This window comes from Saccharospirillum sp. ABV4_185 (genome assembly GCF_056159245.1).
The window spans coordinates 1194406-1220309 of sequence record NZ_JBSWUW010000001.1; the positions used below are offsets into that span (position 1 = coordinate 1194406).

The following is a 25904-nucleotide window of genomic DNA, read 5'->3' on the forward strand; positions in this document are numbered from 1 at the left end:
AGCCAGGTACAGCGCTAGCCTTATTAGGCTCACGCCGTATGATCAGCGGAAAACGAAATATCCTTCTGCTCTTCCACCAGACGAAGTCGTTCGGCCAGCGCCTGACTAATAGAGGCATAGGCTGTACTGCCAAGAGCCAGACGGAACTGAGGAGTTTCGGCGTCTATCGCCGCCAACATGGCATCAACTGTATTGACAGCGTCACCCTTAACAACGAAGTCACCGGAGCCGATGGCTCTTCGGACTTCTCCTGCAGGGGTATCGTCATAGCAGTCCAGTGGTTGGGCATGATCCAATCCAGAAGCAAAGTTGGTTCCCGTCGGGCCTGGTTCAATGATCTGACAATCGATACCAAAGGGTGCCACTTCCTGGGCAAGAGATTCGACAAACCCTTCGATGCCCCACTTGGTCGCATGATAGAGACTGAAGTTCGGATAAGCGATCTGCCCACCTTCCGACGAGACCTGAACAAGGCGTCCAGTCCCCTGTTCACGTAAGTGAGGCAGGACCGCTCGAAGAAGCTGGATCGAACCTGTGAGATTGGTAGCGATCTGGCGCTCAATCTGGGAGTCACTCAACTCTTCGGCGGCGCCGAACAGACCGTATCCCGCATTGCTGACGATAACGTCAATACGACCCAATTCCCGGAAGGCGGCATCAACCACCTGCCGTATTTGGTCTGTATTGGTGAGATCAAGCTGAGCAATCCATAAGTTGTCGCCATATTGCGCTTTCAGGTCGTCAAGACTGCCGCTTTTACGCAGTGTTGCAGCAACCCTGTCGCCGCGCGCCAGAAGCTTTTGCGTCATCAGGCGGCCAAGCCCCGTAGAAGTACCGGTAATAAACCATGTTTTAGTCATCTGTTGTCTCCTGTGAGGAATCAGACATCGCAAGCCTTACTGTGCTTACGATGTGGATTGTAAAAGCCTCTTCTTGTGTGATAATCCGTTTTATATTGCATATATAGATGTATTTTTCACATGAATAAGAAGCCTGACCTGAATGTATTGGCCGCTTTCTGCGCCATTGCCGCGCACGGTAGTTTTCGCAAGGCGGCGGATGAATTGGGTATGCCGCCATCGACACTGAGCCATATGATGCGCACTCTCGAAGCGCGGCTGGACGTCCGGTTATTTAATCGGACGACCCGTAGCGTGGCCCTGACCGATGCCGGCGCGAGACTGTTGGGACGCGTTCGACCGCTACTGCGCGAATTTGACGCCGCCTTTGAAGAGATTGAGCTGCAACAAAATAGTCTGAGCGGTATCGTTCGACTCAATGCCCATGAAATGGCGGCGCGCATACTGCTGCAGCATGTCATTCCTATGTTTCGAGAACGGTTTCCCGCGATTGATATCGATCTGGTTACCGAAGGGCGTCTGGTCGACATTGTGGCGGAAGGCTTTGATGCCGGTATTCGCCTGGGTTACTCAGTACCCCAGGATATGATTGCCGTCCGATTTGGCCCGAAAGTTCGCTTTCTGGCCGTTGCTTCACCGGAATATCTTGCGTCGAATCCACCGCCCCAAACTCCCGAGGAGCTACGCAGTCACACCTGCATCCGGCATCGACTCCCCAGCGGCAAGCTCTATCGCTGGGAGTTTGAAAAGAATGGAAAGGAAGTCGCTATAGACGTTGAAGGCTCCCTGACTCTCGATCATCTAGCATTAATGGCCGAAGCCGCATCGGCCGGAATGGGCATCGCCTATCTCCCCGACCTAATAGCCAACCCCTACTTCCAAAGTGGACACCTCGTGCCCGTCTTAGCTGAATGGTGCCCGTTGGAGCCAGGACTTTGCATTTATTATCCGGGTCACCGTCATGTCCCAGCGCCATTGCGTGCCTTTATCGATGTGCTCAAGGAAACAAACATTCCCAAGGAAAAGCTGCGTGACGAGCCAAAAACAGAAACAGGTAATTAGAACTATCATTTCCAACCGTCAGGAACACGGCCATAGCTCTTCAGGTAACAGGCCAAAACCGCTACTTTAACCCTATGCAACCAACTGAGGTGTGCATTGTTTCGTTATGGGTTAAGGGAGGAGACCAGATGTACCGGGCATCTTATTGCGCTTGCCCGTTTATCTCAGCACACAATCAGGCATGAAGTTTTATCTGCCATTGATGATGGCTCCCCAATTTGATGTCTTCCGTCTGTTGGATTTCTAACCTTGAAAAAGCTTCTTGTTATCCTCAGTTTCTTTTCAGCGCTCAGTGCAGCTATTACCTGGTTTATCGACTCGCATTACCCACCTTATTTACTGCAGCAACTACCGGTTTATGTGGTAAATAACCAAGAACGGCCTTTGCTACTGTACGACGCTAACAATATCCAAGGCCCCGCAATATCGCTGTTATTACCAAATGACGGTTTTCGTTTGTACTACGCAGGCGATACAGGACAGTGGCTATATGGATGGAAGAACAATCGTTCTGTATTCCTAAAAAGTGAACAACGGCTGGTCGCATTTGTTATCAACGGCCAGCTGTTTTCCGTTACCCGTAGCTGGCAATTTTTATCGGCACTTACGACCTTTCTGGTGTTCTTAATGCTCAGCTATAAAGGCTTTGCCAAAAAGCCTAACGCTTATAGAACCAGCACACGTCCACCGAGCAGGCGGGTTTATCCCACTATTGAGGAGAAAAAACCTCAATCGTCAAACAACCATGAAAACACCTGGTTAAGGCAGGAAAATTACCGCCTCACTCAGAAACTCAAAATAATGCATGAAGAGTTCTTACACAAAGAACAGCGTTTTAACGAGGCCATCCAGAATACAGAAGTCCGACGCGATGTAACTGTGCCCGATATGCAGCAGGAGTACGATGCATTAGAAAAGCAGTACGCCGAGCTCATCGCCCAATACCAACAATTAAAATCTGATAGCAAAGTCTTCGATATCGATTTTGATTCTAGTAGCTATAAAAATATTTTGAATGGACGAAAGTTTGAAATATTCCTAGCTAAAAAATTGTCAGAAAACAAAGCCCATCAAATTCTCGAATGGACCTCCGACAAGGGCTTTGATTCCTCGATCAGAGTTAAGTCCAATGGCAATCCTGACCTGGTGGTTCAATACGGCGGCAAGTATCAGCTCGCTATTGAGTGCAAATTTCGAAGCAAGAATTTCTGGTACATCAATGGCAAGAAGACCGATCGAATTTCGTGGTCGAGTGTTTATGCCGCTGACCGATACAGCGCTTTCGCTACAGAGCGAAATATGCCAATTTTCGTCGCCCTGGGTTGGAAAGGGCAGCCAAAATCACCCAAACGTCTGTTTCTGATCCCGTTAAGTCGATTGATTAGTCTCTCTACTCAAGACTGGTTTGACCCACGAGATACAGGCAATCCCTATAAAGCACAGTACACAGTGGAGTATTCCAAGCTGCACCCGTTCGATGCTACTCAGTCAGTACAACAAGCCATTAAAGCTATTATGATCGTGCCGCCTGATGAGTCACCTTTTTGAGCTATCCTCACTCAATATTCTGCACCTGCTCGCGCATCTGCTCGATCAATACTTTCAGATCCACCGCGGCCTGAGTGGTGTCGGTGTTGGTGGCTTTTGAACCCAGCGTATTGGCTTCGCGGTTAAATTCCTGCATCAGAAAATCCAGCCGGCGACCGATGGCGCCTTTTTGCGTCAGCACATGGCGGGCTTCCTGGCAGTGGGTGTCGAGGCGGTCGAGTTCTTCGGCGACGTCGGCTTTTTGGGCGAGCAGCACCACTTCCTGTTCCAAGCGTTCCGGGTCTAGATCGACTGAGAGTTGGGCGGCCTTGGCTTTTAAATTGTCGCGGAAACTTTCAATTAAGGCCGGGGCGTTTTTACGCACCTCGGCGACAATGACCGAGATAGCGTCCAGGCGCTGGCGCAGCAGGTCGGCCAGTTCCTTGCCTTCGCGTTCGCGGTGAGCGATGAGGTCACCCAGAGCGTCAGCGAACAGCGCTTTCATCGACTCGAAGACGGCATCCATATCGGTGTCGGCTTCAGCCAATACGCCCGGCCATTGCAGCAGGTCCAGGGCATTGGGGGCGGCGCTGTCGAGAATGGTGGCGCGCACTTGATCGAGCGCCTGGCCGAGCGCTTGGAGCCGTTCGGTGTTGACCGCCAGGCTGTCGCCACTTTGAGCGGGATAGAAGCGCAGATTCACTTCGACTTTGCCGCGAGCGATGCGTTTTTTCAGTTGCTCGCGCAGCGGCATTTCCACCGGTTTTAAACTGTCAGGCAGCTTGAAGCTGGCTTCCAGATAACGATGGTTAACCGAGCGCAGCTCGACCGAAAGCTGGCCGCTGGCGAGGCTGTGTTCGCGACGGGCGAAAGCGGTCATCGACAGCGGCATGGCATCAGGCCTCGTTCAGAACGGCTTGTTGAATGTCGCACAGCTCGGCGACGCCTTTTTGTGCCAGGGCGAGCATGGCGGTGAGTTCATCGGGCGCAAAGGGTTCGCCTTCGGCGGTGCCCTGAATTTCCACGAAACCACCGCTGGCGGTCATGATGACGTTGAGGTCGGTTTCGGCGGTGCTGTCTTCGGCGTAATCCAGGTCGAGCACGGCTTCGCCATTCCAGATGCCGACGGAGACCGCTGCAATCGGGTGTTTGATCGGGTTTTTCTTGATCTGGCCTTTTTCCAGCATGCCGTTGATGGCGTCACACAGCGCCACATAAGCGCCAGTGATGGAGGCGGTGCGGGTGCCGCCGTCGGCCTGAATCACATCGCAATCGATCGTTATGGAGTGTTCGCCCAGGGCTTTCATATCGATGGCGGCGCGCAGTGAACGACCGATCAACCGACCGATCTCGACGGTGCGACCGCCCTGTTTACCACGGGCAGCTTCGCGCTGATTACGCGAGCCGGTGGCGCGCGGCAGCATGCCATATTCGGCGGTGACCCAACCCTGGCCCTGGCCTTTAAGGAAGCGCGGTACACCGGTTTCAACGCTGGCGGTGACGATCACCTGAGTGTCACCGAAACTGACCAGCACGCTGCCTTCGGCGTGCTTGGTGAAACGGCGTTGAATGGAGACGGGGCGCAATTGGTCGGGCTGGCGGCCACTGGGACGCATACGGCTGTGCCTTCTGGCAGAGAATGAAGCCGCTCAGTATAGGGATTGCGTCTGGCAATGCCTACCGCAGCCCCGGCGGCTCACCGGAACAATAGGGGTGATCGGCAATGCGGGTGAAGCGATAGCTGTGCGCCGGTTGCTCGCTTTGTAAGGCTATCGGTTGCCAGGGTAAAGGCGCCGCGGCCGACCAATCGAGCGTTTCCGGTAATTGACCATTGATCTGCACCAGGCGACTGTCGAGCGCGGTGCTGGTCACTGTCAGCGCCTCGACGGGTTCGGCACCGAGCGGTAAGCGAATGTTCATCGGCTGGTCGGCGAGGTTAACGGTTAATAAGCTGATAGCGCCACTGTCACCCGCCTCACAATGGGCGAAGGCCTGCACCACGCCATCGGCACCGCTGACTGACAGCCAGCGTGGACCCATCAAACGTTGCCACAACAGCTGCGCCCAGTAATCCGGATTCGGACTGTAGTGGTTGCGGTAGGCGAGCAAGGCGTAGTCGCCGCCCATCAGGCTTTGGCGAATCACCGTTTCCTGTCCGGTTTTGGCAGCCAGGCCGAGTTGCGTTAGCCACCACAGGCTGGCGCCGAAACGGTTGGTCAGTTGGTCGACACCACCGCATTGCGCCGGGCCGGTTTCGCCCAGCCACAAACGCGTATCGGGCGAGTAGCGGTCGACCCAGCTTTTTACTTTGCGCGATTGCTTGGCGAATTCAGTCACCGCTTCAACATCGAGCAGCGACTCCCATTCCGCACCTTCAGTGCGTACCGTGCAGCGGCGCGATTGAGTCGGGTAGTAATGCCAGGTGAAGATGGCCGGTTCGACACCGCTTTGGAGAAATTCGCGCGAGGAACCCACGAGCGTGCTGAGCGGTTCACCCACTTCTGGCCAGAAGGCGTTAGCCGGGCCGGCCAGCGGAATCTCGCCGGTGTAATTGCGCGCCCGGTCGAATTCGCGGCTGTATTGTTCGAAACCGATTTGATGGCTGGGGCCAAACATCAACCAGTGCGCGCCCGGTTCGTTGCCAAATTCCAGGATGCCGTTGTAGTCGATGGGCAACCAGTCGAGCAGGCGTTGCAATTGGTCGGGTTGCCAGTCGTCGTTGTCGTCGCGAACGCGCGGGCCGGTGCTGACGGTGAGCATTGGCTTGGCTTGTAAGGCTTCAACAAAGGCGAGAAAACGGATGATATCGGCGCGGCTTAAGCTGGGATCGATGTCGTCTTCGTCATCCGACCGCCACCACAGCCGGTCGGCCTCGGTGCCGCCCAATCGCACCCAGGCGGGTTGCAGCAGTTGTGCCCAGTGCAGGAGTTCTTCGTCGGCCAGGTCAACCGGGCGCGGCGGTCCTTCACCGGCCCACCATTCACCGCCGGTGAGCATGGCCGCATCGATGGCGACACCAATAAATTCCGGGCTTGTCTCGCCCTGTTCGAGCCCCCAATTCAACACCCAGGATGAGGGCGCATCTTCGCGCGCCAAAACCGACCACAGCAGCCAGATCAATAAAGCGGCTGCCAACGGATGGCGACGACGGTGAGCAAAACGGTACAGCGGTCTCAGCATGGGCTCGTTATACTGCCGTTCGATGACGCTTTAACGAACCCTAGCATCGCCACAGGAAAATGGAGGGCACGATGGCCAACCCCTTACTCGAACAACACGAACTGCCGCCCTTTGCTCAGTTCCAGCCCGACCAGGTGGTGCCCGCAGTCGAAACCCTGCTCAAGCGCAACCGCGATACCATTGAGATGTTGCTGGCCCAGGTTGGCGAACCGCGCTGGGATAACCTGATTGAGCCGATCAACCGCAGCCACGAAAATTTCGATCAGGCCTGGGCCTTGTTCGGTCATCTGACCGGCGTGAAAGATTCACCGGAATTGCGTGATGCCTATAGCCAGGCACTGAATCTGCTGACCGAATACCAGAGCTGGCTGGGCCAGCATCGCGGTCTGTTCGAGGCGTATCAGGCCATCGCCGCGCGTGACGATTTCGCCGACTTGAGCCGCGCCCAGCAAGCGGCCATTGAACAATCGCTGCGCGATTTCCGTCTGGCCGGTGTCGACCTAAACGACGCCGATAAAAAAGCGTTCGCCGATCTGCAAGCAGAACTGGCGCAACTGAGTCAGAAATACAGCGAACAATTGCTCGATGCGACTCAGGCCTGGAGTCTTCATATTACCGATGAAAACCGTCTCGCCGGCTTACCAGAATCGGCGCGCGCCACCTTGCGCCAATACGCCGAACAAAAAGGCAAAGACGGCTGGCTGGTGACGCTGGAAATGCCAGCGGTGATCCCGGTGATGACCTACGCAGACGATCGCGAACTGCGTCGCGAAACCTATTTCGCCAACGTCACCAAGGCGTCGGAGATTGGCCCGCAAGGTGGCCAGTTCGATAATGGCCCGGTGATGTCGGCCATTTTGGAAAAGCGCCAGGCGGCCGCAAAACTGCTCGGCTTTGCCAACCACGCCGAAGTGTCGCTGGCGACCAAGATGGCCGACAGCCCGGCGGGTGTGCTTGCCTTCCTGCGCGACCTGGCTGAGAAAGCCGTGCCTCAAGCCAGACGCGAATTCGACGAATTAACAAGCTTCGCCCGCGACCAACTGGGCCTTGATGAGCTACAACCCTGGGATGTGGGCTACGCCAGCGAGAAACTGAAAGAGCAGCAATATTCGGTGTCGCAGGAAGAACTGAAACCCTACTTCCCGGTACCGCGCGTGATCAGCGGTTTGTTTGAAACCGCACACCGTTTGTTCGGTGTCAGCTTTGAACAGGTGAAAGATTTCGAGACCTACCATCCAGACGTTCAGCTTTATAACGTCCTGGAAAACGGCGAGGTCATCGCCCGCGTTTATATGGACATCTACGCTCGCGAAGGCAAACGTGGCGGTGCTTGGATGGACGAGTGCCGTCGTCGCGCCGAACTGGGCGGTTTATTGCAAAAACCCGTCGCTTACCTGACCTGTAACTTCACGCCGCCGGTCGGCAACAAACCCAGTTTGCTGACCCACGATGAAGTCACCACCCTGTTCCACGAATTCGGCCACAGCCTGCACCACATGCTGACCAAGGTAGACGTTGCCGAAGTCAGCGGCATCAATGGAGTGGCCTGGGATGCGGTCGAACTACCGAGCCAGTTTCTGGAAAACTGGTGCTGGGAACCGGAAGCGCTGGCCTTTATTTCTGGTCATGTCGATAGCGGTAAACCACTGCCTCAAACGCTGCTCGACAAAATGCTCGCTGCCAAGAATTTCCACTCGGCCATGGGCACAGTGCGTCAGTTGGAATTTGCGCTCTTTGATATGGAACTGCACAGTCGCACCGACGGTTTCAGCAGCGCCGACATCCAGGCTGTGATTGATCAGGTACGCAGCGAAGTGAGCGTGGTGCCGGTGGTCGCAGAAAACCGTTTCCAAAACGGTTTTGGCCACATCTTCGCCGGCGGTTATTCAGCCGGTTATTACAGCTACAAATGGGCCGAAGTCTTGAGCGCCGATGCCTTCAGCCGCTTCGAGGAAGAAGGTGTGTTCAACACCGAAACCGGTCGTTCCTTCCGCGATACCATTCTGGCCAACGGCGGTACTCAGCCGGCAGCAGATCTGTTCAAAGCCTTTCGTGGCCGCGAACCGAGTGTTGATGCGTTGCTGCGTCATTCGGGTATTGCCGCCTAAAAAAATGGCCGCGATACCGGACCGGTTTGCGCCTGGTATCGCGGCCATGTTAATTGTTTCGTTTTACCGTTCTGGCACCCAATAGATAAACGCATCCATACCGTGTTCGCGAATGTCTCGCCGACGGGCCCGGGCATCCGCTTCGGTATAGGGACCAATCAATACCCGGAATCCTTTCAGGCGCTGATCATAGTGCACCAAAAGTTCGTCGCCCCAAACGTAGTCAGTGACCAGAGTTCGATACTGCTGAATGGTATTTACCTGACGGAAAAAACCGAGGTGCACATAAACGCCATCGGGTAAGTCGCGTTTGGCCTGACTCATCAAACTATCCAGGAATTGATCAGGTTGCGCCTGAGGTACCGGTTGAGCCTGTGGCGGCGGCGGTGGCGCCGGCTGCCGTTCAGCCTGGCGCTGCTGCGCTTCTGACAGTTCGATTCGACCTTCAAATTCAGCATCGTTCCGGGCGGTATCCGGGTCACTCCGGCGAACGCGCGCATCCAGTTGCTTAGCACGTCCGGGCCAGAAACGAACGCCCATCTGCAGGTAAAACTCCTCTTCACGCCCGTTCTGGTAACGCATTTCGAACAGGCCACCCCATTGATCAATCCATTGCTGCTCTATGCCTACACCCACAAAGACCGCTGGCTCAATAGCATCGGCTTCCAGTTGCTGATCCAAACCCGCAAAAGGATAAACACGCTCGTTAATTGAAGTCTGGAACGGCATGGAAAAACGGGTAATAAAACTGCCCTGGCTGACACCGAGCTGTGGCTCCGATTGAGCATAACCACCGGCAACGACAAGATGCCGGCCGAGGTCACGGTGTACGTAGAAACGGGCGCCGGCCCGGTCGAACTGAGTGACGGGCGTGGTGCCGGCAATAGAGTAAAAGGTATCGTTGGCTTGGGCCCAAAACGACAATGTAGCGAGGCTTAACAATACAAAAATTTGCTTCATCTAATTACAGTTGCTCGCGCAATCCTTGCAGCACCGGCATTGGGTCTGGACGAACCCCGCGCCAAATTTCAAAACTCACTGCGGCCTGACCGACCAACATACCCAGTCCATCAGCACAGTGAATGACGCCCTGAGAACGTGCCCAACGATTAAAGACCGTCTCGTCCTTGCCATACATCATGTCGTAACAGCGGGTTTCGGCATTCAAAAGCCCTGGCGGCAGAGGCGGTAAATGGCCGGATAAACTAGCCGAGGTGCCGTTAATGACAAGGTCAAATTGGCCACTGATTTCTTCGAACGCCACCGGTGAGACTTCAGGAAAATCTTCACTTAGCGCTTCGGCTTTTGCCAGGGTCCGGTTCGCCAATACCAATTGGGCGGGACTGCATGCCAGCAGTGGTTCCAACACGCCCCGGACAGCACCACCAGCGCCCAGAATGAGCAGATTTTTGCCTGTTAATGTCCAACCCAGTTGCTCAATCAAATCGAACACCAGGCCGACGCCGTCCGAATTGTCGCCCAGAATACGGCCGTCTTCAGTGTGTGTCAAAGTATTGACTGAGCCGGCGCGCTTGGCTCGTTCTGTCAATACATCGGCGAAATCATGGGCGTCTTCCTTGAACGGAACGGTGACGTTAAAACCTTTATAACCGTCTTTAAAAAGCTGCCATACGCGGGTTTCAAAACTGGTCACTGGCAGCTCTATGGCGTGGTATTCAATAGCCTGCCCGGTTTGTCGAGCAAAGGCGGTGTGAATATCGGGTGACAGGCTGTGCTTGATGGGGTGACCCAGTACCGCATAACGATCCATGCTCGATCCTTTATTGGTTTGTCGTGGCTAAAACGGCTGCAACGAGACGTGGTTCCGATTGAAACGACTTAGTTGTCAAAAAACAATAGAGCCAAGCACCGAAGTCACGGCCTGACTCCGCTTTGTGCTTGGGGCCATCCGGGCGCACTGTTAAACTAGCGCTCTCCAAACCCGCCTCCACAGGATCTCCGCCGCATGGCCCAATTGAACCCCCGACAAAGCGAATCGGTGCACTACATCAGTGGTCCGATGCTGGTATTGGCCGGGGCCGGCAGTGGCAAGACGTCGGTGATCACCCAGAAAATTGCCTATCTGATCAATGAGTGTGGCTACAAGGCGCACAACATTGCTGCGGTGACCTTTACCAACAAGGCGGCGCGGGAAATGAAGTCGCGCGTCAGTAAGCTGGTGAAAGGCAAGGCGGGTCACGGTTTGATCGTCTCCACCTTCCACACCCTGGGGCTAAATATTCTGCGCCGCGATGGCTCGCATCTGGGTCTGAAACCCGGTTTCACATTATTTGATGACCACGACACCAAAGCGCTGATTAAAGACATCGTGCTGCGCGAAGTGCCCAACGCCGTCGACGATGTCGATTTCTTCCGCAATATGATCAGCCTGTGGAAGAACGACCTGGCTGAGCCGGACGACCTGCGCGGCAAGATGGAAGACACCCGCCATTCGCTGGCGGTGGAAATTTACGATCAATACCTGCGCATGCTCAGCGCCTACAACGCCACCGATTTTGACGACCTGATCCGCCTGCCGACCGTGCTGTTCCGCGATCATCCCGAAGTGCTGGCGCGCTGGAACCGACGCATTCGTTATCTGCTGGTCGACGAATATCAGGACACCAACATTTCCCAGTATCAGTTGGTGAAAATGCTGGTCGGCGATCAACCGCGCTTTACCGTGGTCGGCGATGACGACCAGTCGATCTATTCCTGGCGCGGTGCCCGGCCGGAAAACCTGGTGCAACTACAGGACGACTTCCCCGGTTTAAAAATCGTCAAACTGGAACAGAACTACCGCTCCACCGGACTGATTCTGAAAGCCGCCAACACCGTCATCGACAACAACCCGCACGTTTTCACCAAGACGCTGTGGAGTGAGATGGGTTTTGGCGACCCGATCCGCATCATTCGCACGCCCAACGATGAAGCCGAAGCCGAACGCATCGCTAACGAGATTCTGCATCAGCATCTGGTGCGGCGCGGTCAGTACAAAGATTTCGCCGTGCTCTATCGCGGCAACTTCCAGGCCCGGGTGCTGGAAATCAAACTGCAGCAGAACCGCATTCCCTACAAGATGACCGGCGGCACGTCCTTCTTCGCCAAGGCGGAAATCAAGGACGTGATGAGTTATCTGCGCTTGCTGGTCAACCCGGACGACGACGCCGCCTTCCTGCGCATCATCAACACACCGCGCCGGGAAATCGGTCCGGCGACGCTGGAAAAACTCAACGAATATGCCGGCCAGCGTGGTGTCAGTCTAAGCGCTGCCTGTCAGGAAATGGGCTTGCATGAACACCTGCCCGCCAAGGCCGGTGAACGTCTGGAGCGCTTCAGCACCTGGCTCGATCGCACCATTAAAAAGCTGCACACCGAAGACGACCCGGTGATGGTGATCCGCGAGTTGATCACCGACATCAACTACGAAGCCTGGTTACGGCAGGACAGCGACACCGACCGTCAGGCAGAGAAACGTCTGGCGAACGTGCACATCCTGATCGACAGCCTGCAGGCCATGCTCGAACGCGGCGATGAAGACGACGATTCCGATATCCAGGTGCAGGACGCCATCGGCAAACTGGTATTGCGTGACATCATGGATCGTCAGGAAGAAGAGGACGACACCGACGCCGTCCAGCTGATGACGCTGCACGCTTCCAAAGGTCTGGAGTTTCCGCACGTCTTTGTCATGGGGTTGGAAGAAGAATTGCTGCCGCACCGTAACTCGATTGAAAGCGGCGACATCGAAGAAGAGCGTCGCCTGATGTACGTGGGCATCACCCGCGCTCAGCGTACGTTAACGCTCACTTACGCCGCCAAGCGCAAACAGTTTGGTGAAGTTGTCGACTGTACACCGAGTCGTTTTCTCGATGAGCTGCCGCCAGATGACTTGCAGTGGGATGGTCGCGAAGACGCCGATCCGGCAGCCACCCGCGAACAGGGCAGCCGCTCCATCGCCAATCTTAGAGCGATGTTGAATTCTTAAAGGGAATCAACCCAGCGCCAACCAGACGCCGACGCCCATCATCAAGGTGCCGGCGACGCGGTTAATACGGCGCACGTTGGAACCACGCGCCAGCAGTTTGCTCAGCGTTTTACCGCCACTGGCGTAGAGAATCAGCGACAGCCACTCGATCATCAGAATCATCGCGATCAGCACCGCCAATTGCGGCGCCAAAGGACGGCTATCATCCAGAAACGGCGGCAGCAATACCATAAAGAACGCCCAGCCTTTGGGGTTCGCCACGGCAGTGACAAAGCCCTGGGTCGCCAATTGCAGCGGACTGGCTTTGACGTGCGCTGAATCGCCGGTTTCAGGAATCGCCAGCTTGCCGCGCGAACGCCACATCTGTATGCCCAGCCACAGCAAATAAGCGCCACCGGCCCACTTAAAGGCAGTAAAAATCTGCGGTGAACCGAGCATGATCGCCGCTACACCGATCACCGCACAAACGGCAACCAAAGCCACGCCCACCAACTCGCCGGCCATCATCCAGAAGGTACGACGAATGCCAATGGTAATGCCCAGACTCATCGACAGCGTCATGCACATGCCTGGGGTCAGGGAGACAAAAAGGAAGGTGGGGATAAAGGCAGCCAGGAGGGCGGTGTTGATCATGACGACGTTGTTTCCTCAGTTGAAGGCGCGTTATAGCTAAGCGTATAGACCAGCACCAGTGCCAGAAGTGACAGCAGCGCGCAGCATAAAAACACCCAGTCGAAACCGCCCAGTTGCGCAATCACACCACCGAGTGTGGAACCGGCCAGGCTGCCGATTTTGATGGCGTTGGTATAAAGCGTCGAGGCCATGCCGAGGCGATCTTTCATCAGCGTCTGGAAAATGCTGATGCCTAAACCTGCAGCCAGACCCACCAGACCGGCATTGAAAATCTGCAAGGCCAACATGGCGCTGAAGCTGTCGAACCACCAGACGCCGGTGTAGAACAAGACGCCGCAAACAGCCGCCACTTTCAGCGGAGCAAACAACGGCCAGCGATAGGACTGGGCACCGGCACCGATCATAATGGGAATTTCCAGACCGGCCGCCAGGCCCATCAACAAGCCCGGCGCGATGCTCAGCAAACCGAGCACATCGCGCACATAGATCGGCATATAAACGACGTACATAGAATTGGCCGCAAAGAGGCAGACGATGATCAGCGTCAAACCCAGAATGCGCGGATCGGTCACCGACACAGCGGTGCTCGACGACGCCAAGCGGGCATCTTTTAAACCCGGCAGCAGCAACAGGCACAGAGCAAACAAACCAGCGGTCACCAGCATCAGATGTTTAAACCCGATCAGCTCAAACAGCAAATACGCCAGTGGCGGGCCGGCAATCCAGCTCATCGAAATGGTGGCGCGCAGCACCGACTGAAACAGCGCGGCCTGACGGTCGTCGACTTGCTCACGCGCCAGAGCAAATAACTGCGGCTGCGCGGTCGACGACAAGCCAAACCAGACCATCCCCGCCACCAGCAACGCCGGATACCATTGCAGATAACCCAGACCAACCGAACCAACCATGGAAACACTGACGGCAATCACCAGAATGCGCATTCGGCTCATGCCGGCATCGGAGCGTCGCGCCAGCCACAAGCTGACGCCAATACCAGCCAGCGTATTGGCGCCGAAAAACACACCGATCCACAACGGCTGAATGCCAAGATTACTGGCCAGATGCGTACTGAGGACGGGAAAAACCGACGCTCCGGCGGTACCCAGCAAAAGGCACAGCGCTAACAGACGAAGAATGGTCGGTTGTAACCAAAACTTAAGGGTCACGGCAATTCCTTGAACAAGCGGCCCCGGTGTGAAAATCCGAGGCCCTACAACAAAAAAGCGCCGGTCGAACGCCGGCGCCTGTGAGCAGAATCCACTGGCTTATTGACCGAAGCGTTCTGGCTCGGGCGGGCGATTATCCAGAATTGCGTCGATGCGGTCCATGACCGCCGTGTCGAGTTTTGCAACCGCGTCGAGCGCACCCAGGTTGTCTTCGAGCTGTTCCAGACGAGAAGCACCAAGAATCACCGTGCTGACGTTCGGGTTTTTCAGACACCAGGCCAATGCCAGATGCGTCAGGCTGATACCCAACTCATCAGCCAACGGCTTCAACTGGCGGATTTTCTCCAATCGCTGCTGGCCGGCATCGCTGAGCAAGGCATCACGCAGCCATTCATAGCCGGGCAGATCGAGACGGCTGCCATCGGGAATACCGTCGAGGTATTTACCGGTGAGCAAGCCCGAGGCCAACGGCGAGAAGATGGTCGTGCCCAGACCCGGGCCGTCATACAAGGGCCGGAATTCGGCTTCGACCTTGTGGCGATTGAGCATGTTGTATTGCGGTTGTTCCATGGTTGGCGGCGTCAGATGTTCCTGACGGGCAATGGCATGCGCTTCAGTAATCTGCTGCGCACTCCACTCGGAGGTGCCCCAGTACATCACCTTGCCCTGACGCACCAGGTGGTCCATGGCACGAACGGTCTCTTCGATGGGCGTGTCGATGTCCGGACGGTGACAGAAGTACAGATCCAGATACTCGACTTTTAACCGTTTCAAGGCCGCATCACAGGCATCGCGCACGTGCTTGGCCGACAGGCCTTTTTGCATCACGCCTTCGCCGCCCCAGAACACCTTCGAGGAAACGGCAAAGGTGTCGCGCGGCAAACCCAAAGCGTTGATGGCTTCTCCCATAATGCGTTCCGATTCACCGGCTTCGTAGCCTTCGGCGTTATCGAAGAAATTGATGCCCGCGTCATAAGCGGTCTTCAGCAGAGTTTTGGCGTCTTTGAGGTCGACCTGCTTACCGAAGGTGACCCAGGAGCCCAACGACAAGGCCGAGACTTTCAGCCCGGCCTTACCCAAACGACGGTATTCCATACTATTAACCTCTTAACATCAGATGACGACAACTAAAATGGTTGATTCAAACAGCGCTTCAGTTCAAATAGCGCCGCGAATCTGCTGGCGAACCGCCTGGCGGTAAAACTCATCCAGCTGTTGATGCAACTCGGCCGGCAAGGCGGCCAAGCCTGTGACAGCCGCATTATCGCGAATCTGCTCCGGCCGGCTGGCGCCAGTAATCACGCTGCTGACGCCCGGCTGATCGAGCAACCAGCGCAACGCCAGTTGCGGCAGGCTGAGGCCTTGCGGGCAATAGGCTTTCAATTGCTCGGCCAGGTCGACCCCGGTTTCATATGGCAGTCCCGCAAAGGTTTCACCCACAAAGAAGGCGGCACCATCGCGGTTAAAATTGCGGTGATCTTCAGCAGCGAACACCTTGTCTTTTTGCATCTGGCCGGACAACAGACCACTGGCCAGACCCAGCCGAACAATGACGCCAACGTCCTGTTCTTTCGCCAGTGGCAACACCGTCTCGGTCATATCCTGACGCAACAGATTGACGATCAGTTGCAGGCTGGCGACCTCGGTGTGTTCCAGACAATAAGTCGCTTCTTCAACGGTTTCGACGCTGGCGCCGTAGTAGCGAATCAGACCATCCTGGCGGCATTCGTCGAGCCACTCAAACACCTCACCGCGCTTGATTTCGGCGAACGGAATGCAATGCAGTTGCACCAGATCGAGTGTCTCGACCTGCAGGCGTTCGCGCGAGGCTTCGATGGAGGCGCGTAAGGTGTCACGGCGATAACCATCGGGATACAAATCGGCATTACGACCGGCTTTGGTGACAATGATGCGCTGCGGATCGGGATGTGCCTGGTTATAGGCGCCAATGATGCGTTCGCTTTCGCCGCCGCCATAGACGTCAGCGGTATCCCAGAAATTCACGCCCGCCAGACTGGCGGCTTCAAGTACTGACTCGGCCTGACCGGCTGGCAAAGCGCCCCAGTCACCGCCGAGCTGCCAGCAGCCCAGGCCGATTTCCGAAACGGCGTAGCCGGTGCCGCCCAATTCACGTTGTGCAGGAATGGTCATAACGCCTCCCGAGGCTTGATGTTCAATGCAGACTGTTTGAGGGCCGCTATTGTAATTGGCTTGCGCAAAACAATAATCCAGTAAAAATTAACCGAATTCGTTATTCAGGCTAACCAATGGATCGTTATACCCAGATCGAAACCTTCCTCGCTGTCTGCGATGCCGGCAGCTTTACCGCAGCGGCACAGAGGCTGGGTTTATCGCGCAGCCGCGTCAGTCAATTGGTGATGCAGCTGGAACAGCGTTTAGGAGTCACGCTGTTGCAGCGCACCACACGCACCCAGCATTTAACCCCCGAAGGCGAACATTTCCGCCGTCAGAGCCAGGCTGGCTTGCAGCAACTGGACGACGCCGAGCATAAGCTCAAGTTGATGGCGGATCGGCTGTCCGGTCCGGTGCGCATTAATTCGGTCGGTGGTGTGCTCGGCGAGCATTATCTGGCCAAGGTGCTGACTGAGATTGTCGATTCGCATCCGGACCTGGATATCCGGCTCGACTATTCCAGCCAGCGTGTCGACTTAAATCGTGATCCCGTTGATCTGGTGATTCGCGGTGGTGACAACCCGGGCCTGAGCGTTGCTGCTGAACGCATCGGTCGGCTGGAGCATCGCCTCTGTGCCAGCCCGAAATATTTGAATCGGGTTGGTTTTCCGCACCATCCTAACGACCTCAGTCGCTTTAATTGTGTGACCGGCACGCCTCAAGTCTGGCGCTTTCGCCGTGGCAACGACAGCGTCGAACACAGCCCCAAAGGCAATTGGCGCTCGCCGTCGAGTCAGGCGCAGTTGCTGGCGGTGGAACAGGGATTGGGTATCGCCCGGCTGTCGAACCTGGTGCTGAAAGAACCCATGCAGGCCGGACGAGTGGTGCCGGTATTAAGCGACTGGCAGATTGAGAACACCACTATCTGGCTGGTGTGGGCATCAAGGGTGGAGTTGCCGCGACGGATACAGATGGTGCGCGACCATCTGATCCGTCGCTTTCACAGCATCGATCTGGGTGGGCTCTAGCGACTTACTGCAAGCAGCAATGCTTGTATTTTTTGCCGCTGCCACAGGGGCAGGGATCGTTACGGCCGACCTTGGGGTCTTCCAGCTTGGCTTGCGCTACATCGCCCACGGAAATCGATAAGCGGGCGTGCAGATCCACGGCTTTGGGAAACTGACCGATGATCTGATCGGCCAGTTGTTCGGGGCGCATCTGGGAATCGCGGCTGGCCAGAAAGGCGCGCGCCTTATCCGGCGAGGCAAAGAAGCCGAGCGCAAAACACTGGCTGTCGAGTTCGGCTTTTAATTCGGCGGGTATCAGTTTTTGCCACAAGGGCGCGACGCGATCGAAGCCCAGATCGAAGCCCCGACTCCAATCGTTCAATGGCCGGCCAGGTTGAATCTGATCGACGGCATCGAGGCCGGTTAATTGCGGAATCGGGTACTGCTGCTGCAGACAACGCTTTTCCAGATGGCGCTGATAGGACAATAACGCATTGAGTGCTTCGCGGTTATCGACCTCATTGCCGAACAGACTCAACAGATCACCGACCCATTCACTGGCCGATACCGGCACCGGTGCCTGGGCGATGGCAAACAGATAGCCGTCCACACCTTCGATGGAAGGCGGCACCGGGCCACCGCCTGCATCGGTCGGGTCGGCCAATTGGTCAATCAACCAACGGCGGGCGTCGTCAAAACCCAAGCTTTGCACAGCGGTTTCAGTCATGGCGATTGCGCTCAAACGCGGCTTTTTGGTCGGCCTTGGCTTCGGTCTGATATTGCGCCTTCCAGGCATCGTAGGGCATGCCGTAGACGATTTCCCGGGCGGCCTCTTTATCGATGCTTTCGCCTTTTTCGGCGGCCGCTTCGGCGTACCAGCGCGACAGACAGTTACGACAGAAACCGGCGAGATTCATCAGATCGATGTTCTGTACATCGGTACGCTCGGCCAGATGATCGAGCAGGCGACGAAAAGCGGCCGCTTCAATTTCAGTTTGGGTTTGGGAATCCATAACAGTGCTCCGCTCAGCCACCGGCGCGCTTGACGCGGTAGCCGAGTTTTTCCAGTTCCGGCACCAACGTATCACGCTGATCGCCTTGTATTTCGATGACAAAATCTTTGACCGTACCACCGGTGCCGCACTTGGCTTTGAGCTTTTTGGCCAGCGCCTTGAGCTCTTTTTCCGGCAATGCCAGACCGCTGATCAGCGTCACACCCTTGCCTTTGCGGCCTTTGGTTTCGCGCGATACGCGCACGACGCCATCGCCTTCTGGCGGTGCATCCGGAGCACAACGACAATCGGCAACCGGCTGGTCGCAGTCCGGGCAGGTACGGCCACTTTCGGTGCTGTATACCAGCGCCATAGCAATCCTTATCGACGGTTCAATTCAATGAGGCCGCGCAGTATAGCAGGCTCGGCTCAGGCACTCATTTCATCGGCGATCTGACGCAGCGCCTGCTCGAACACTTCCGGCGGTTGACCGCCGCTGATGGCGTATTGGTCGTTAACAATGTAGGTCGGCACCGACTGAATGCCCAGTTGCTGATAGCGCTCTTCTTCGGCGCGCACCTCGGCGGCGTATTGATCACTTTCAAGCACGGCCCGGGCGGCGTCGACATCCAGACCGGCTTGTGCCACGGCATCGAGAATCACACTGCGATCATTCACATCTTTGGTGTCGGTGAAATAAGCCTGGAATAACGCCATTTTCAGATCAGTCTGATGACCACTGTCTTTGGCCCACAGCAGCAGGCGATGGCAATCGAAGGTGTTGGAGGTGCGCATTTCATCGCGGAAGTTAAATTCGAAACCGGCCTTGGCGCCCATATCGGTGATGCGCTGATGGTTGCTCTCGTATTGCTCGTCGGACATACCGTACTTGTCTTTGAGCATCTGCCGATGCGGATTACCACCGGCCGGGGTGTCCGGGTTCAATTCGTAAGCGTGCCATTGCAGGTCGATGTCGATATCGCCTTGCAGACGTTGCACCGCGGTTTCCAGATTTTTGTAGCCGATGGCGCACCAGGGGCAGACGACGTCGGATACCACGTCGATTTTCAGTTCTTTAAGGTCACTCATCTTGCTTCTCCACGCTGGCGCCGGGCCAGGTTCGTTGCGGTAAAGGGTGTTGGAATAGACGCTGCTGAGCATTCTTTGTTCCATCGTGATCGCTCAGATGGGGCAGGCGCTGGCAAGTTGCAAGGCCGAGGCTTAGTCTGAATGGCCTATCCACCTCACCGAGGTGACGCTATGAATGACAATAACAACCGGCCCAAACGCGTACCGCACAACTGGAGCTATATTGTTGTCGGCGTTATCCAGGGCCTGCTGCTGACCTTGTTGATCCTTCTGCTGATGCTTTGATCGGTGGCGTTAAAGACCGCCCGCGCGAACTTCCGCGACCAGCGTTTTGGCACTCAGCCAGGCATCTTCCAGTCGATCGCCCAGGGTCCAGTCGCCGGCTAATCCCAGTTTCAGCGAATCGTCCCACTGCGGCACCCGGGTTTCGATCGGGCCGGATCGTGCATAGAGCCAACGATGCTTGAACACATCTTTGGGTTCCGGCAGGTCAGAATTGCTGAGGTTGCGTAACAGGGTTAACCCCTGTTGCTGCAGGAGATTATCAGCGGCATCGAGATGGTTGGCCGACCAGTGTGAGGCAAAGTGCATCAACCAGACTTCCATGGCAGCGTCGCGGCCAGGTTTGGCAGAATCGCGCGCCGCCCAGTCGATAACCCCTTCGCGGACAAAGATGGCATCCGGCTCGACACCGGTCGGCTGATCAAAAGCCATGGCCAGCGCCCAGGTGGGTTTCATACTGGCATTGCGCAGCGGCACTTCAGCACGGGCACCGGCCGGTAATAAGGCGAGACTTTGCGCCAGCGGAGCGGTCAGAAACACCGCATCAAACTGGCCGTATTGCTCACCGGCGTCGTCCCACAGCCGCCACTGCTCACCAACGCGTTCGAGCCGATCGACCCGGGTCTGGGTAAACACATCGATGCCCTGACCAAAGCCTTTAATCATGGCATTCATGCTCGGTGTGCCAACGTAGCGCCGCCGTTCATCGGGCGAGGCATGCAAGCCGTCGCGATTCAACAACCAGGGCTCAACATCCCAGGGCGCAACCCAACCCTGTTTGCACCAGGTGTCGACCACCTGCTGAAACTGTTCATTACGAACGGTGAAATATTGCGCACCGTGATCGACCTGCCAGCCATCGCGGCGACGCGTCGCCAGACGACCGCCAATACCACGGCTTTTCTCAAACACCTGACAATGATGACCGGCATCGACAAATTCACGAGCGAGTGTCATACCGGCAAGACCGGCGCCGACAATTGCAAAGACCGCCATGCAAGGCTCCTCTCGCTGACTGGACAAGTTGGAATGGCTCTACTCTACTCCCTTCAATTCGACATTCCAGACACTAAGATCACCTTTTATTCACCGCGCATGCCCCTATAAATGGGGTCACGCCTCCGCATTAGAGACAACAATGACCGTTAAACAACGCGCCAGCGTCGGTATCCCGCTCGGGGAAGCTGGTGTAGACAGCCGCTTCGTCACCTTCGATACGCTCAGCGATGGCAAAGAACATATCGCCATCATCTACGGTGACCTGGATGCTCAGGAAGCGCCCTTGGTGCGTTTGCACAGCGAATGCCTGACCGGGGATGTATTCGGCTCACAACGCTGCGACTGCGGCGAACAGTTAAAAGAAGCGCAACGGCTGCTGGCCGAGCAAGGCGGTATTTTGTTGTATCTGCGTCAGGAAGGTCGCGGCATCGGTCTGTACAACAAGCTCGATGCTTACGCTTTGCAGGACCAGGGCATCGACACCTACACCGCCAACGCCATGCTCGGTTTCGGCCACGATCTGCGCGATTTCACACCCGCTGCGGAAATGCTCGAAGCGCTGGGCATCAAGCGGATTCGCCTGCTGTCGAACAACCCGCACAAGGCCAGCCAGTTGGAAGAGCATGGTATTGAAGTGATCGATCGCGTCGATACCGGCGTCTATGTGAATCGTCATAATGCGGCCTATTTAAAAGCCAAGGTCGATCAGCAGGCGCATTCCATTCGTTTGGATCAACAAAACGACAGCAAAGATTCCGACCCGTCCTAGCCTCGACTACCATCCCAGGCTCAAACAAACACCAGCAGGAGCGCTGCCATGCAGTATCTTGAAGAATGGCTGGAAGCCGATGATGGTCATTCGATTCCGATCAAAGTCTGGCGGCCACGCCAGCCTGATCGAACCTTGGTTATTGTTCATGGCATGGCCGAACACGCCGCGCGCTATGCGCCTTTGGCCGAATGGCTGACCGAACATCAGGCCGCGGTTGTCGCCCTTGAGCAGCGCGGCCATTCCGACGATTGCCCGGATGAGGATCTCGGTCATCTGGCCGATCACAATGGCTGGCAAAAAGCGGTCAGCGATGTCGGTCAGGTCATTCATTACGCTCGGCAATTGGAACCAGGACTGCCACTGACGCTGTTCGGTCATTCCATGGGCAGTTTTGTTGCTCAGTGCGTCGTGCAGCAATTTGGCGACGATCTTGATGCGCTGGTGCTCGGCTCGACCAACCGCATCAACCGGCCGATGCTGATGGCATCAAAACAAGTGGTTAATCTGGTCGGTTTGCTAAGCGGTTTTCGCAACGCCAGTGGTTTTATCGAGACCGTCAATTTCGGATCCTACAACCGCCGCTTCAAACCCAACCGCACCGACTTCGACTGGCTCAGCCGAGATACCACTCAGGTCGATACCTACATAGACGACGCCTACTGCGGCTTTGCCTGCACGCCGCGTCTCTGGAGCGATCTGATTGGCGGCATGTTGTCGATTCGTCCCAAAACCTGGCCCAAAGATCTGCCGGTACATCTGATGTCCGGTACCGACGATGGTCTGGGTGAATGGGGTCGCGGTATCCGGCGTCATATTGAGGCGTTAAAAGCAGCGGGCGTTCAGGTAGCCAGTACGCGTTTATTCGAAGGTGGTCGGCACGAGCTGATTAACGAGATTAACGCTGAGGAAGTCTGGCACTATCTGGAAAGTTGTCTGGCGCGTCAAAGTCGTCGCTCGCAAGACTGAAGCGGTTATTTACCAATGCAGAAACTGGAAAAGATGCGCCCCAGCAAATCGTCGGAACTGAATTCACCGGTGATTTCACCCAAAGCCTGCTGCGCCTGACGCAGATCTTCAGCTAACAATTCACCGGCCGCTGCGCCTGTCAATTGTTCACGGCCGGTTTCAATAAAGCGCTGCGCTTGATGCAGGGCTTCCAGATGGCGGCGGCGAGCAATAAAACCGCCTTCCTGGGTGCTGTCGTAACCCATCAGCTGTTTAAGGTGATCGCGCAAGGCATCGAGGCCCCGGCCCGATTGCGCCGATAAGCGAACGACGGGTGTGGTTAAAGCTGTGGATAAGCCTGGGGATTCCTGGTTTAGATCAATCTTGTTGCGCACCACGGTCAGCGCCGCCTCAGGTGGCAAACGATGTACGAATTCCGGCCAGATTTCAGCAGGATCTACAGCATCCGTTTCGGTCGCATCGACCATGAGCAGGACCCGATCAGCCTGTTCGATCTCTTTCCAGGCACGCTCGACGCCTAACCGCTCCACCTCATCCGGCGCATCGCGCAGACCGGCAGTATCGATGATGTGTAACGGCATACCATCGATGTGGATATGTTCGCGCAGCACATCGCGCGTGGTGCCGGCAATATCGGTAACGATGGCGCGATCCTGGCCAGCCAGCGCATTCAACAGACTGCTTTTACCCGCATTGGGTCGGCCGGCGATGACCACACTCATGCCATCGCGCATCAGGCTGCCCTGATTAGCCGTCGCAAGAACACCTTGCAGATGCTCAGAGACAGCATTCAGATCGGCTTGAACGCGACCGTCGGACAGAAAGTCGATTTCCTCTTCGGGAAAATCGATGGCCGCTTCAACGTAGATGCGCAGTTCAATCAAGCGCTCAACCAGCGCCTGGACTTCACGCGAAAAGGCACCTTGCAGGGAACGCACAGCCGAACGGGCGGCAGCGGTGGAAGAGGCATCAATCAGATCGGCGATGGCCTCGGCCTGGGCCAGATCGAGTTTGTCGTTTAAAAAAGCGCGCTCAGAAAATTCACCCGGACGCGCCAGACGCGCACCCAGATCAAGCAGACGTTGAATCAGCAGGTCGAGAATAACCGGGCCGCCATGACCCTGGAGTTCCAGCACATCTTCGCCGGTAAAGGAGTTAGGGCCGGGAAAATACAGACCGATGCCTTCGTCCATTACCTGGCCGTCAGCATCGAAAAAAGCACCATGGTAGGCATAGCGGGGCGGCAGATCGCGCCCGAGAATGGAGCGACATAATTCGCCGGCCCTGGGTCCAGAAACCCGGATAATGCCCACCCCGCCGCGACCGGGCGGGGTGGCTAACGCACAGATGGTGTCTGTGGTTGTCGTCACTGAGCCTTCTTCGCTTCCGCCTTTTCAAACTGGCGGTTAACGATCCATTGCTGGACGATGGTGGTGACGTTGTTAACGAACCAGTACAGCGTCAGACCGGCCGGGAACCAGAGGAACATAAAGGTGAAGACCACCGGCATCATCTTCATAATGCGCGCCTGTGTTGGATCCATGGTCGGTTGCTGCTGCATTTGCATCTGCAGGAACATGGAGGCGCCCATCAACAGCGGCAGCACGAAGAACGGATCTTTGATCGACAAGTCTTCGATCCAGAAAATAAACGGCGACTGGCGCAGCTCAACCGATTCTTTCAGCACCCAGTAGAGCGCAATAAAGACCGGCATCTGAATCAGGATCGGCAAACAGCCACCCATGGGATTCAGCTTTTCTTTGCGGTACAGCTTCATCATTTCCTGGCCGAGCTGCTGGCGATCATCGCCATACTGCTCGCGCAGCTGCGTCATCTTCGGCGCAAACTTACGCATCTTCGCCATGGAGCGATAGCTGGAAGCCGTCAACGGGTAGAGCACAATCTTGACCGTCAGCGTCATCAACACAATCGCCCAGCCCCAGTTGCCGACCAGCGAATGCATAAACTCCAACAGATGGAACAATGGCTGGGCCGCCCACCATAACCAACCATAATCGACGGTCAGATTCAGGTTTGGAGAGATGGCTTCCAGACGTTCCTGAACTTTCGGACCCACGTAGAGATCGGCACCGGTTGAGGCACTTTCACCCGGGGCCAGAGTGACCATTGGCGATTGGAAACCGGCGTAGTAAAGACCGTTGTTCAACTGACGGGCGTAGTAGTTATGGGTCTGATCACTGGCCGGTATCCAGGCCGATTCGAAGTAATGCTGCAAAAAGGCAATCCAACCACCTTCCTGGCTGACCCGGAAGGTTTCGTCTTCCATATCACCGAACTTGATCTTCTTGTAGCGATCATCCGGCGTGGTGGTCGCCACACCCAGATAGGACGCCATACCAATACCGCCACCCTGGCTTGGGTCATCCGAACGGTCGCGCTTAATCTGGCCAAAGAGGTTGGCACTGCGCGATTCACCCGAGTTGTTGGTCAGATCGTAACGTACATTGATCAGGTAGCTGCCGCGGGTCAGGGTGAACACCTTGTTGACTACCAGTCCATTGTCAGCCGCGTAGCTTAGGGTGACCGCCAACTCATCGCTGTCTTCCGACAGACGATAGTTTTGTTGCGCCGCTTCATAGCTGGCACGGCCGTCGGTATCGATACCGTCTTCACCCACCAAACCACTCATGGCGGTGTAGGTACGTTGCTGGTTTTCCAGAATGGTGAAGGGGCGATCAGGCGTATTCGCATGCTGCGGGTATTTCGGCAGGCTGGCGAAGACAATATCACCGCCGTTGAGATCAATGCGCAGATTCAACACATCGGTTTGCACATCAATCACAGTACCGCTAACGGCAGAGGCGTTTTGAACCACTTCGGCGGTCTCGGCGCCATCTTGCGATACTGACGGCACTTCACTGCTGCTATCAGCGACAGCCGCAGGAACTTCACTCACAGTCGATTGACTGCTGACGCTCTGTTGTTCCGAAGCTGAATCCGAGTAGTCGTTGGACCACTGCAAAATCATTATATAAGAGACCACGGCAAGACCCGCGATCAGGACGATACGACGCACATCCATAATCAGTTTCCAGTCAGATCATTCATCCCGGAATCGCGTAAAACCGCCGTCTGGTCAGTAACATAAGCCAGATTTGGAAAAGGAAGGCAGTTGGCAC

Annotated in this window: 23 protein-coding genes and 2 pseudogenes; 7 read left to right on the forward strand and 18 right to left on the reverse strand. The window is 56.0% G+C overall.

All coding sequences use genetic code 11. The annotated features are described in order from the left end of the window. Positions 1-29: 29 nt before the first annotated feature. Positions 30-860, reverse strand: coding sequence for an SDR family oxidoreductase (locus ACXAE6_RS05445; RefSeq protein ID WP_475145485.1), 831 nt, complete (start codon positions 858-860; stop codon positions 30-32). A gap of 120 nt (positions 861-980) precedes the next feature. Between ACXAE6_RS05445 and ACXAE6_RS05450 the strand changes: the two genes are divergently transcribed. Both ACXAE6_RS05450 and ACXAE6_RS05455 read left to right on the forward strand, forming a co-directional pair. Next, positions 981-1922, forward strand: coding sequence for a LysR family transcriptional regulator (locus tag ACXAE6_RS05450; protein ID WP_475145487.1), 942 nt, complete (start codon positions 981-983; stop codon positions 1920-1922). A gap of 249 nt (positions 1923-2171) precedes the next feature. Next, complete coding sequence (locus ACXAE6_RS05455) at positions 2172-3470, forward strand: hypothetical protein (protein WP_475145488.1); 1299 nt, start codon at positions 2172-2174, stop codon at positions 3468-3470. Positions 3471-3477: 7 nt separating this feature from the next. On the opposite strand, the gene ACXAE6_RS05460 is transcribed toward ACXAE6_RS05455, so the two are convergent. The 3 genes from ACXAE6_RS05460 to ACXAE6_RS05470 all read right to left on the reverse strand — a co-directional run bounded on the left by ACXAE6_RS05460 (position 3478) and on the right by ACXAE6_RS05470 (position 6629). Further along, positions 3478-4341 carry a YicC/YloC family endoribonuclease gene (locus ACXAE6_RS05460; RefSeq protein WP_475145492.1) on the reverse strand — a complete coding sequence of 288 codons (864 nt, stop codon included), beginning with the start codon at positions 4339-4341 and terminating at the stop codon, positions 3478-3480. Positions 4342-4345: 4 nt separating this feature from the next. After that, positions 4346-5065: a ribonuclease PH gene (gene rph, locus ACXAE6_RS05465; protein WP_475145493.1), complete on the reverse strand. Its 720-nt coding sequence runs from the start codon at positions 5063-5065 to the stop codon at positions 4346-4348. Positions 5066-5126: 61 nt separating this feature from the next. Then, positions 5127-6629, reverse strand: coding sequence for a hypothetical protein (locus tag ACXAE6_RS05470; protein WP_475145495.1), 1503 nt, complete (start codon positions 6627-6629; stop codon positions 5127-5129). Positions 6630-6700: 71 nt separating this feature from the next. On the opposite strand from ACXAE6_RS05470, the gene ACXAE6_RS05475 reads away from it, so the two are divergent. Then, positions 6701-8737 (forward strand): M3 family metallopeptidase, encoded by a 2037-nt coding sequence (locus ACXAE6_RS05475; RefSeq protein WP_475145498.1) that lies wholly within the window; start codon positions 6701-6703, stop codon positions 8735-8737. A gap of 63 nt (positions 8738-8800) precedes the next feature. Here the strand turns inward: ACXAE6_RS05475 and ACXAE6_RS05480 are convergent, their stop codons facing one another. Both ACXAE6_RS05480 and aroE read right to left on the reverse strand, forming a co-directional pair. Further along, on the reverse strand, positions 8801-9697 hold the full coding sequence (locus ACXAE6_RS05480) for a hypothetical protein (RefSeq protein WP_475145499.1): 897 nt from the start codon (positions 9695-9697) through the stop codon (positions 8801-8803). A 4-nt stretch (positions 9698-9701) separates the two neighbouring features. Further along, positions 9702-10508, reverse strand: a complete 807-nt coding sequence (gene aroE / locus ACXAE6_RS05485) for a shikimate dehydrogenase (RefSeq protein ID WP_475145501.1) — start codon at positions 10506-10508, stop codon at positions 9702-9704. Between the two features lie 195 nt (positions 10509-10703). Between aroE and rep the strand changes: the two genes are divergently transcribed. Further along, the gene (gene rep / locus ACXAE6_RS05490; RefSeq protein ID WP_475145503.1) at positions 10704-12725 is read left to right on the forward strand and encodes a DNA helicase Rep; all 2022 of its coding nucleotides are present in this window, start codon (positions 10704-10706) and stop codon (positions 12723-12725) included. Between the two features lie 6 nt (positions 12726-12731). Here rep and ACXAE6_RS05495 read toward each other — a convergent pair whose 3' ends face one another. From ACXAE6_RS05495 to ACXAE6_RS05510, 4 genes are all read right to left on the reverse strand, one after another. Further along, positions 12732-13358 (reverse strand): LysE family translocator, encoded by a 627-nt coding sequence (locus ACXAE6_RS05495; RefSeq protein ID WP_475145505.1) that lies wholly within the window; start codon positions 13356-13358, stop codon positions 12732-12734. After that, entirely contained in the window at positions 13355-14524 is a 1170-nt protein-coding gene (locus tag ACXAE6_RS05500) for a sugar efflux transporter (RefSeq protein ID WP_475145507.1), read from the reverse strand. Before ACXAE6_RS05500 ends, ACXAE6_RS05495 begins: the two co-directional genes overlap by 4 nt. Positions 14525-14623: 99 nt before the next feature. Further along, entirely contained in the window at positions 14624-15619 is a 996-nt protein-coding gene (locus tag ACXAE6_RS05505; RefSeq protein ID WP_475145510.1) for a potassium channel beta subunit family protein, read from the reverse strand. Positions 15620-15682: 63 nt separating this feature from the next. Beyond that, positions 15683-16675, reverse strand: a complete 993-nt coding sequence (locus ACXAE6_RS05510; RefSeq protein ID WP_475145512.1) for an aldo/keto reductase — start codon at positions 16673-16675, stop codon at positions 15683-15685. A 116-nt stretch (positions 16676-16791) separates the two neighbouring features. On the opposite strand from ACXAE6_RS05510, the gene ACXAE6_RS05515 reads away from it, so the two are divergent. After that, the gene (locus ACXAE6_RS05515) at positions 16792-17685 is read left to right on the forward strand and encodes a LysR family transcriptional regulator (RefSeq protein ID WP_475145514.1); all 894 of its coding nucleotides are present in this window, start codon (positions 16792-16794) and stop codon (positions 17683-17685) included. Positions 17686-17689: 4 nt separating this feature from the next. Here the strand turns inward: ACXAE6_RS05515 and ACXAE6_RS05520 are convergent. From ACXAE6_RS05520 to ACXAE6_RS05545, 6 genes and pseudogenes are all read right to left on the reverse strand, one after another. Then, positions 17690-17767: pseudogene (locus ACXAE6_RS05520) on the reverse strand (SEC-C metal-binding domain-containing protein); the annotation flags it as partial. A 192-nt stretch (positions 17768-17959) separates the two neighbouring features. Beyond that, a pseudogene (locus ACXAE6_RS05525) lies at positions 17960-18460 on the reverse strand (UPF0149 family protein); the annotation flags it as partial. Further along, positions 18384-18677: a DUF1244 domain-containing protein gene (locus ACXAE6_RS05530; RefSeq protein ID WP_475145517.1), complete on the reverse strand. Its 294-nt coding sequence runs from the start codon at positions 18675-18677 to the stop codon at positions 18384-18386. The gene ACXAE6_RS05530 and the pseudogene ACXAE6_RS05525, both read right to left, overlap by 77 nt. A gap of 13 nt (positions 18678-18690) precedes the next feature. Further along, entirely contained in the window at positions 18691-19029 is a 339-nt protein-coding gene (locus tag ACXAE6_RS05535; RefSeq protein WP_475145520.1) for a translation initiation factor Sui1, read from the reverse strand. A gap of 56 nt (positions 19030-19085) precedes the next feature. Beyond that, positions 19086-19745, reverse strand: a complete 660-nt coding sequence (locus ACXAE6_RS05540) for a DsbA family oxidoreductase (RefSeq protein WP_475145522.1) — start codon at positions 19743-19745, stop codon at positions 19086-19088. A 294-nt stretch (positions 19746-20039) separates the two neighbouring features. After that, on the reverse strand, positions 20040-21023 hold the full coding sequence (locus ACXAE6_RS05545; RefSeq protein WP_475145524.1) for an NAD(P)/FAD-dependent oxidoreductase: 984 nt from the start codon (positions 21021-21023) through the stop codon (positions 20040-20042). Positions 21024-21165: 142 nt separating this feature from the next. Between ACXAE6_RS05545 and ribA the strand changes: the two genes are divergently transcribed. Further along, positions 21166-21795, forward strand: a complete 630-nt coding sequence (gene ribA / locus ACXAE6_RS05550; protein ID WP_475145526.1) for a GTP cyclohydrolase II — start codon at positions 21166-21168, stop codon at positions 21793-21795. A 48-nt stretch (positions 21796-21843) separates the two neighbouring features. Beyond that, positions 21844-22764 (forward strand): alpha/beta fold hydrolase, encoded by a 921-nt coding sequence (locus tag ACXAE6_RS05555; protein WP_475145528.1) that lies wholly within the window; start codon positions 21844-21846, stop codon positions 22762-22764. Between the two features lie 5 nt (positions 22765-22769). Here ACXAE6_RS05555 and mnmE read toward each other — a convergent pair whose 3' ends face one another. Together mnmE and yidC are read right to left on the reverse strand one after the other, a co-directional pair. After that, on the reverse strand, positions 22770-24134 hold the full coding sequence (gene mnmE / locus ACXAE6_RS05560; protein WP_475145530.1) for a tRNA uridine-5-carboxymethylaminomethyl(34) synthesis GTPase MnmE: 1365 nt from the start codon (positions 24132-24134) through the stop codon (positions 22770-22772). Next, the gene (gene yidC, locus ACXAE6_RS05565) at positions 24131-25807 is read right to left on the reverse strand and encodes a membrane protein insertase YidC (protein WP_475145532.1); all 1677 of its coding nucleotides are present in this window, start codon (positions 25805-25807) and stop codon (positions 24131-24133) included. The genes mnmE and yidC overlap by 4 nt, the downstream gene beginning before the upstream one ends. Between the last annotated feature and the right edge of the window lie 97 nt (positions 25808-25904).

Coding starts and splice junctions, on each gene's coding strand:
- ACXAE6_RS05555 (WP_475145528.1), top strand. CDS start 21,844: ATGCAGTATCTTGAAGAATGGCTGGAAGCCGATGATGGTCATTCGATT.
- ACXAE6_RS05495 (WP_475145505.1), bottom strand. CDS start 13,358: ATGATCAACACCGCCCTCCTGGCTGCCTTTATCCCCACCTTCCTTTTT.
- ACXAE6_RS05480 (WP_475145499.1), bottom strand. CDS start 9,697: ATGAAGCAAATTTTTGTATTGTTAAGCCTCGCTACATTGTCGTTTTGG.
- ACXAE6_RS05545 (WP_475145524.1), bottom strand. CDS start 21,023: ATGGCGGTCTTTGCAATTGTCGGCGCCGGTCTTGCCGGTATGACACTC.
- yidC (WP_475145532.1), bottom strand. CDS start 25,807: ATGGATGTGCGTCGTATCGTCCTGATCGCGGGTCTTGCCGTGGTCTCT.
- ACXAE6_RS05530 (WP_475145517.1), bottom strand. CDS start 18,677: ATGGATTCCCAAACCCAAACTGAAATTGAAGCGGCCGCTTTTCGTCGC.
- ACXAE6_RS05470 (WP_475145495.1), bottom strand. CDS start 6,629: ATGCTGAGACCGCTGTACCGTTTTGCTCACCGTCGTCGCCATCCGTTG.
- rph (WP_475145493.1), bottom strand. CDS start 5,065: ATGCGTCCCAGTGGCCGCCAGCCCGACCAATTGCGCCCCGTCTCCATT.
- ACXAE6_RS05505 (WP_475145510.1), bottom strand. CDS start 15,619: ATGGAATACCGTCGTTTGGGTAAGGCCGGGCTGAAAGTCTCGGCCTTG.
- ribA (WP_475145526.1), top strand. CDS start 21,166: ATGACCGTTAAACAACGCGCCAGCGTCGGTATCCCGCTCGGGGAAGCT.
- ACXAE6_RS05450 (WP_475145487.1), top strand. CDS start 981: ATGAATAAGAAGCCTGACCTGAATGTATTGGCCGCTTTCTGCGCCATT.
- ACXAE6_RS05510 (WP_475145512.1), bottom strand. CDS start 16,675: ATGACCATTCCTGCACAACGTGAATTGGGCGGCACCGGCTACGCCGTT.
- aroE (WP_475145501.1), bottom strand. CDS start 10,508: ATGGATCGTTATGCGGTACTGGGTCACCCCATCAAGCACAGCCTGTCA.
- ACXAE6_RS05515 (WP_475145514.1), top strand. CDS start 16,792: ATGGATCGTTATACCCAGATCGAAACCTTCCTCGCTGTCTGCGATGCC.
- ACXAE6_RS05445 (WP_475145485.1), bottom strand. CDS start 860: ATGACTAAAACATGGTTTATTACCGGTACTTCTACGGGGCTTGGCCGC.
- ACXAE6_RS05540 (WP_475145522.1), bottom strand. CDS start 19,745: ATGAGTGACCTTAAAGAACTGAAAATCGACGTGGTATCCGACGTCGTC.
- ACXAE6_RS05535 (WP_475145520.1), bottom strand. CDS start 19,029: ATGGCGCTGGTATACAGCACCGAAAGTGGCCGTACCTGCCCGGACTGC.
- ACXAE6_RS05475 (WP_475145498.1), top strand. CDS start 6,701: ATGGCCAACCCCTTACTCGAACAACACGAACTGCCGCCCTTTGCTCAG.
- ACXAE6_RS05460 (WP_475145492.1), bottom strand. CDS start 4,341: ATGCCGCTGTCGATGACCGCTTTCGCCCGTCGCGAACACAGCCTCGCC.
- rep (WP_475145503.1), top strand. CDS start 10,704: ATGGCCCAATTGAACCCCCGACAAAGCGAATCGGTGCACTACATCAGT.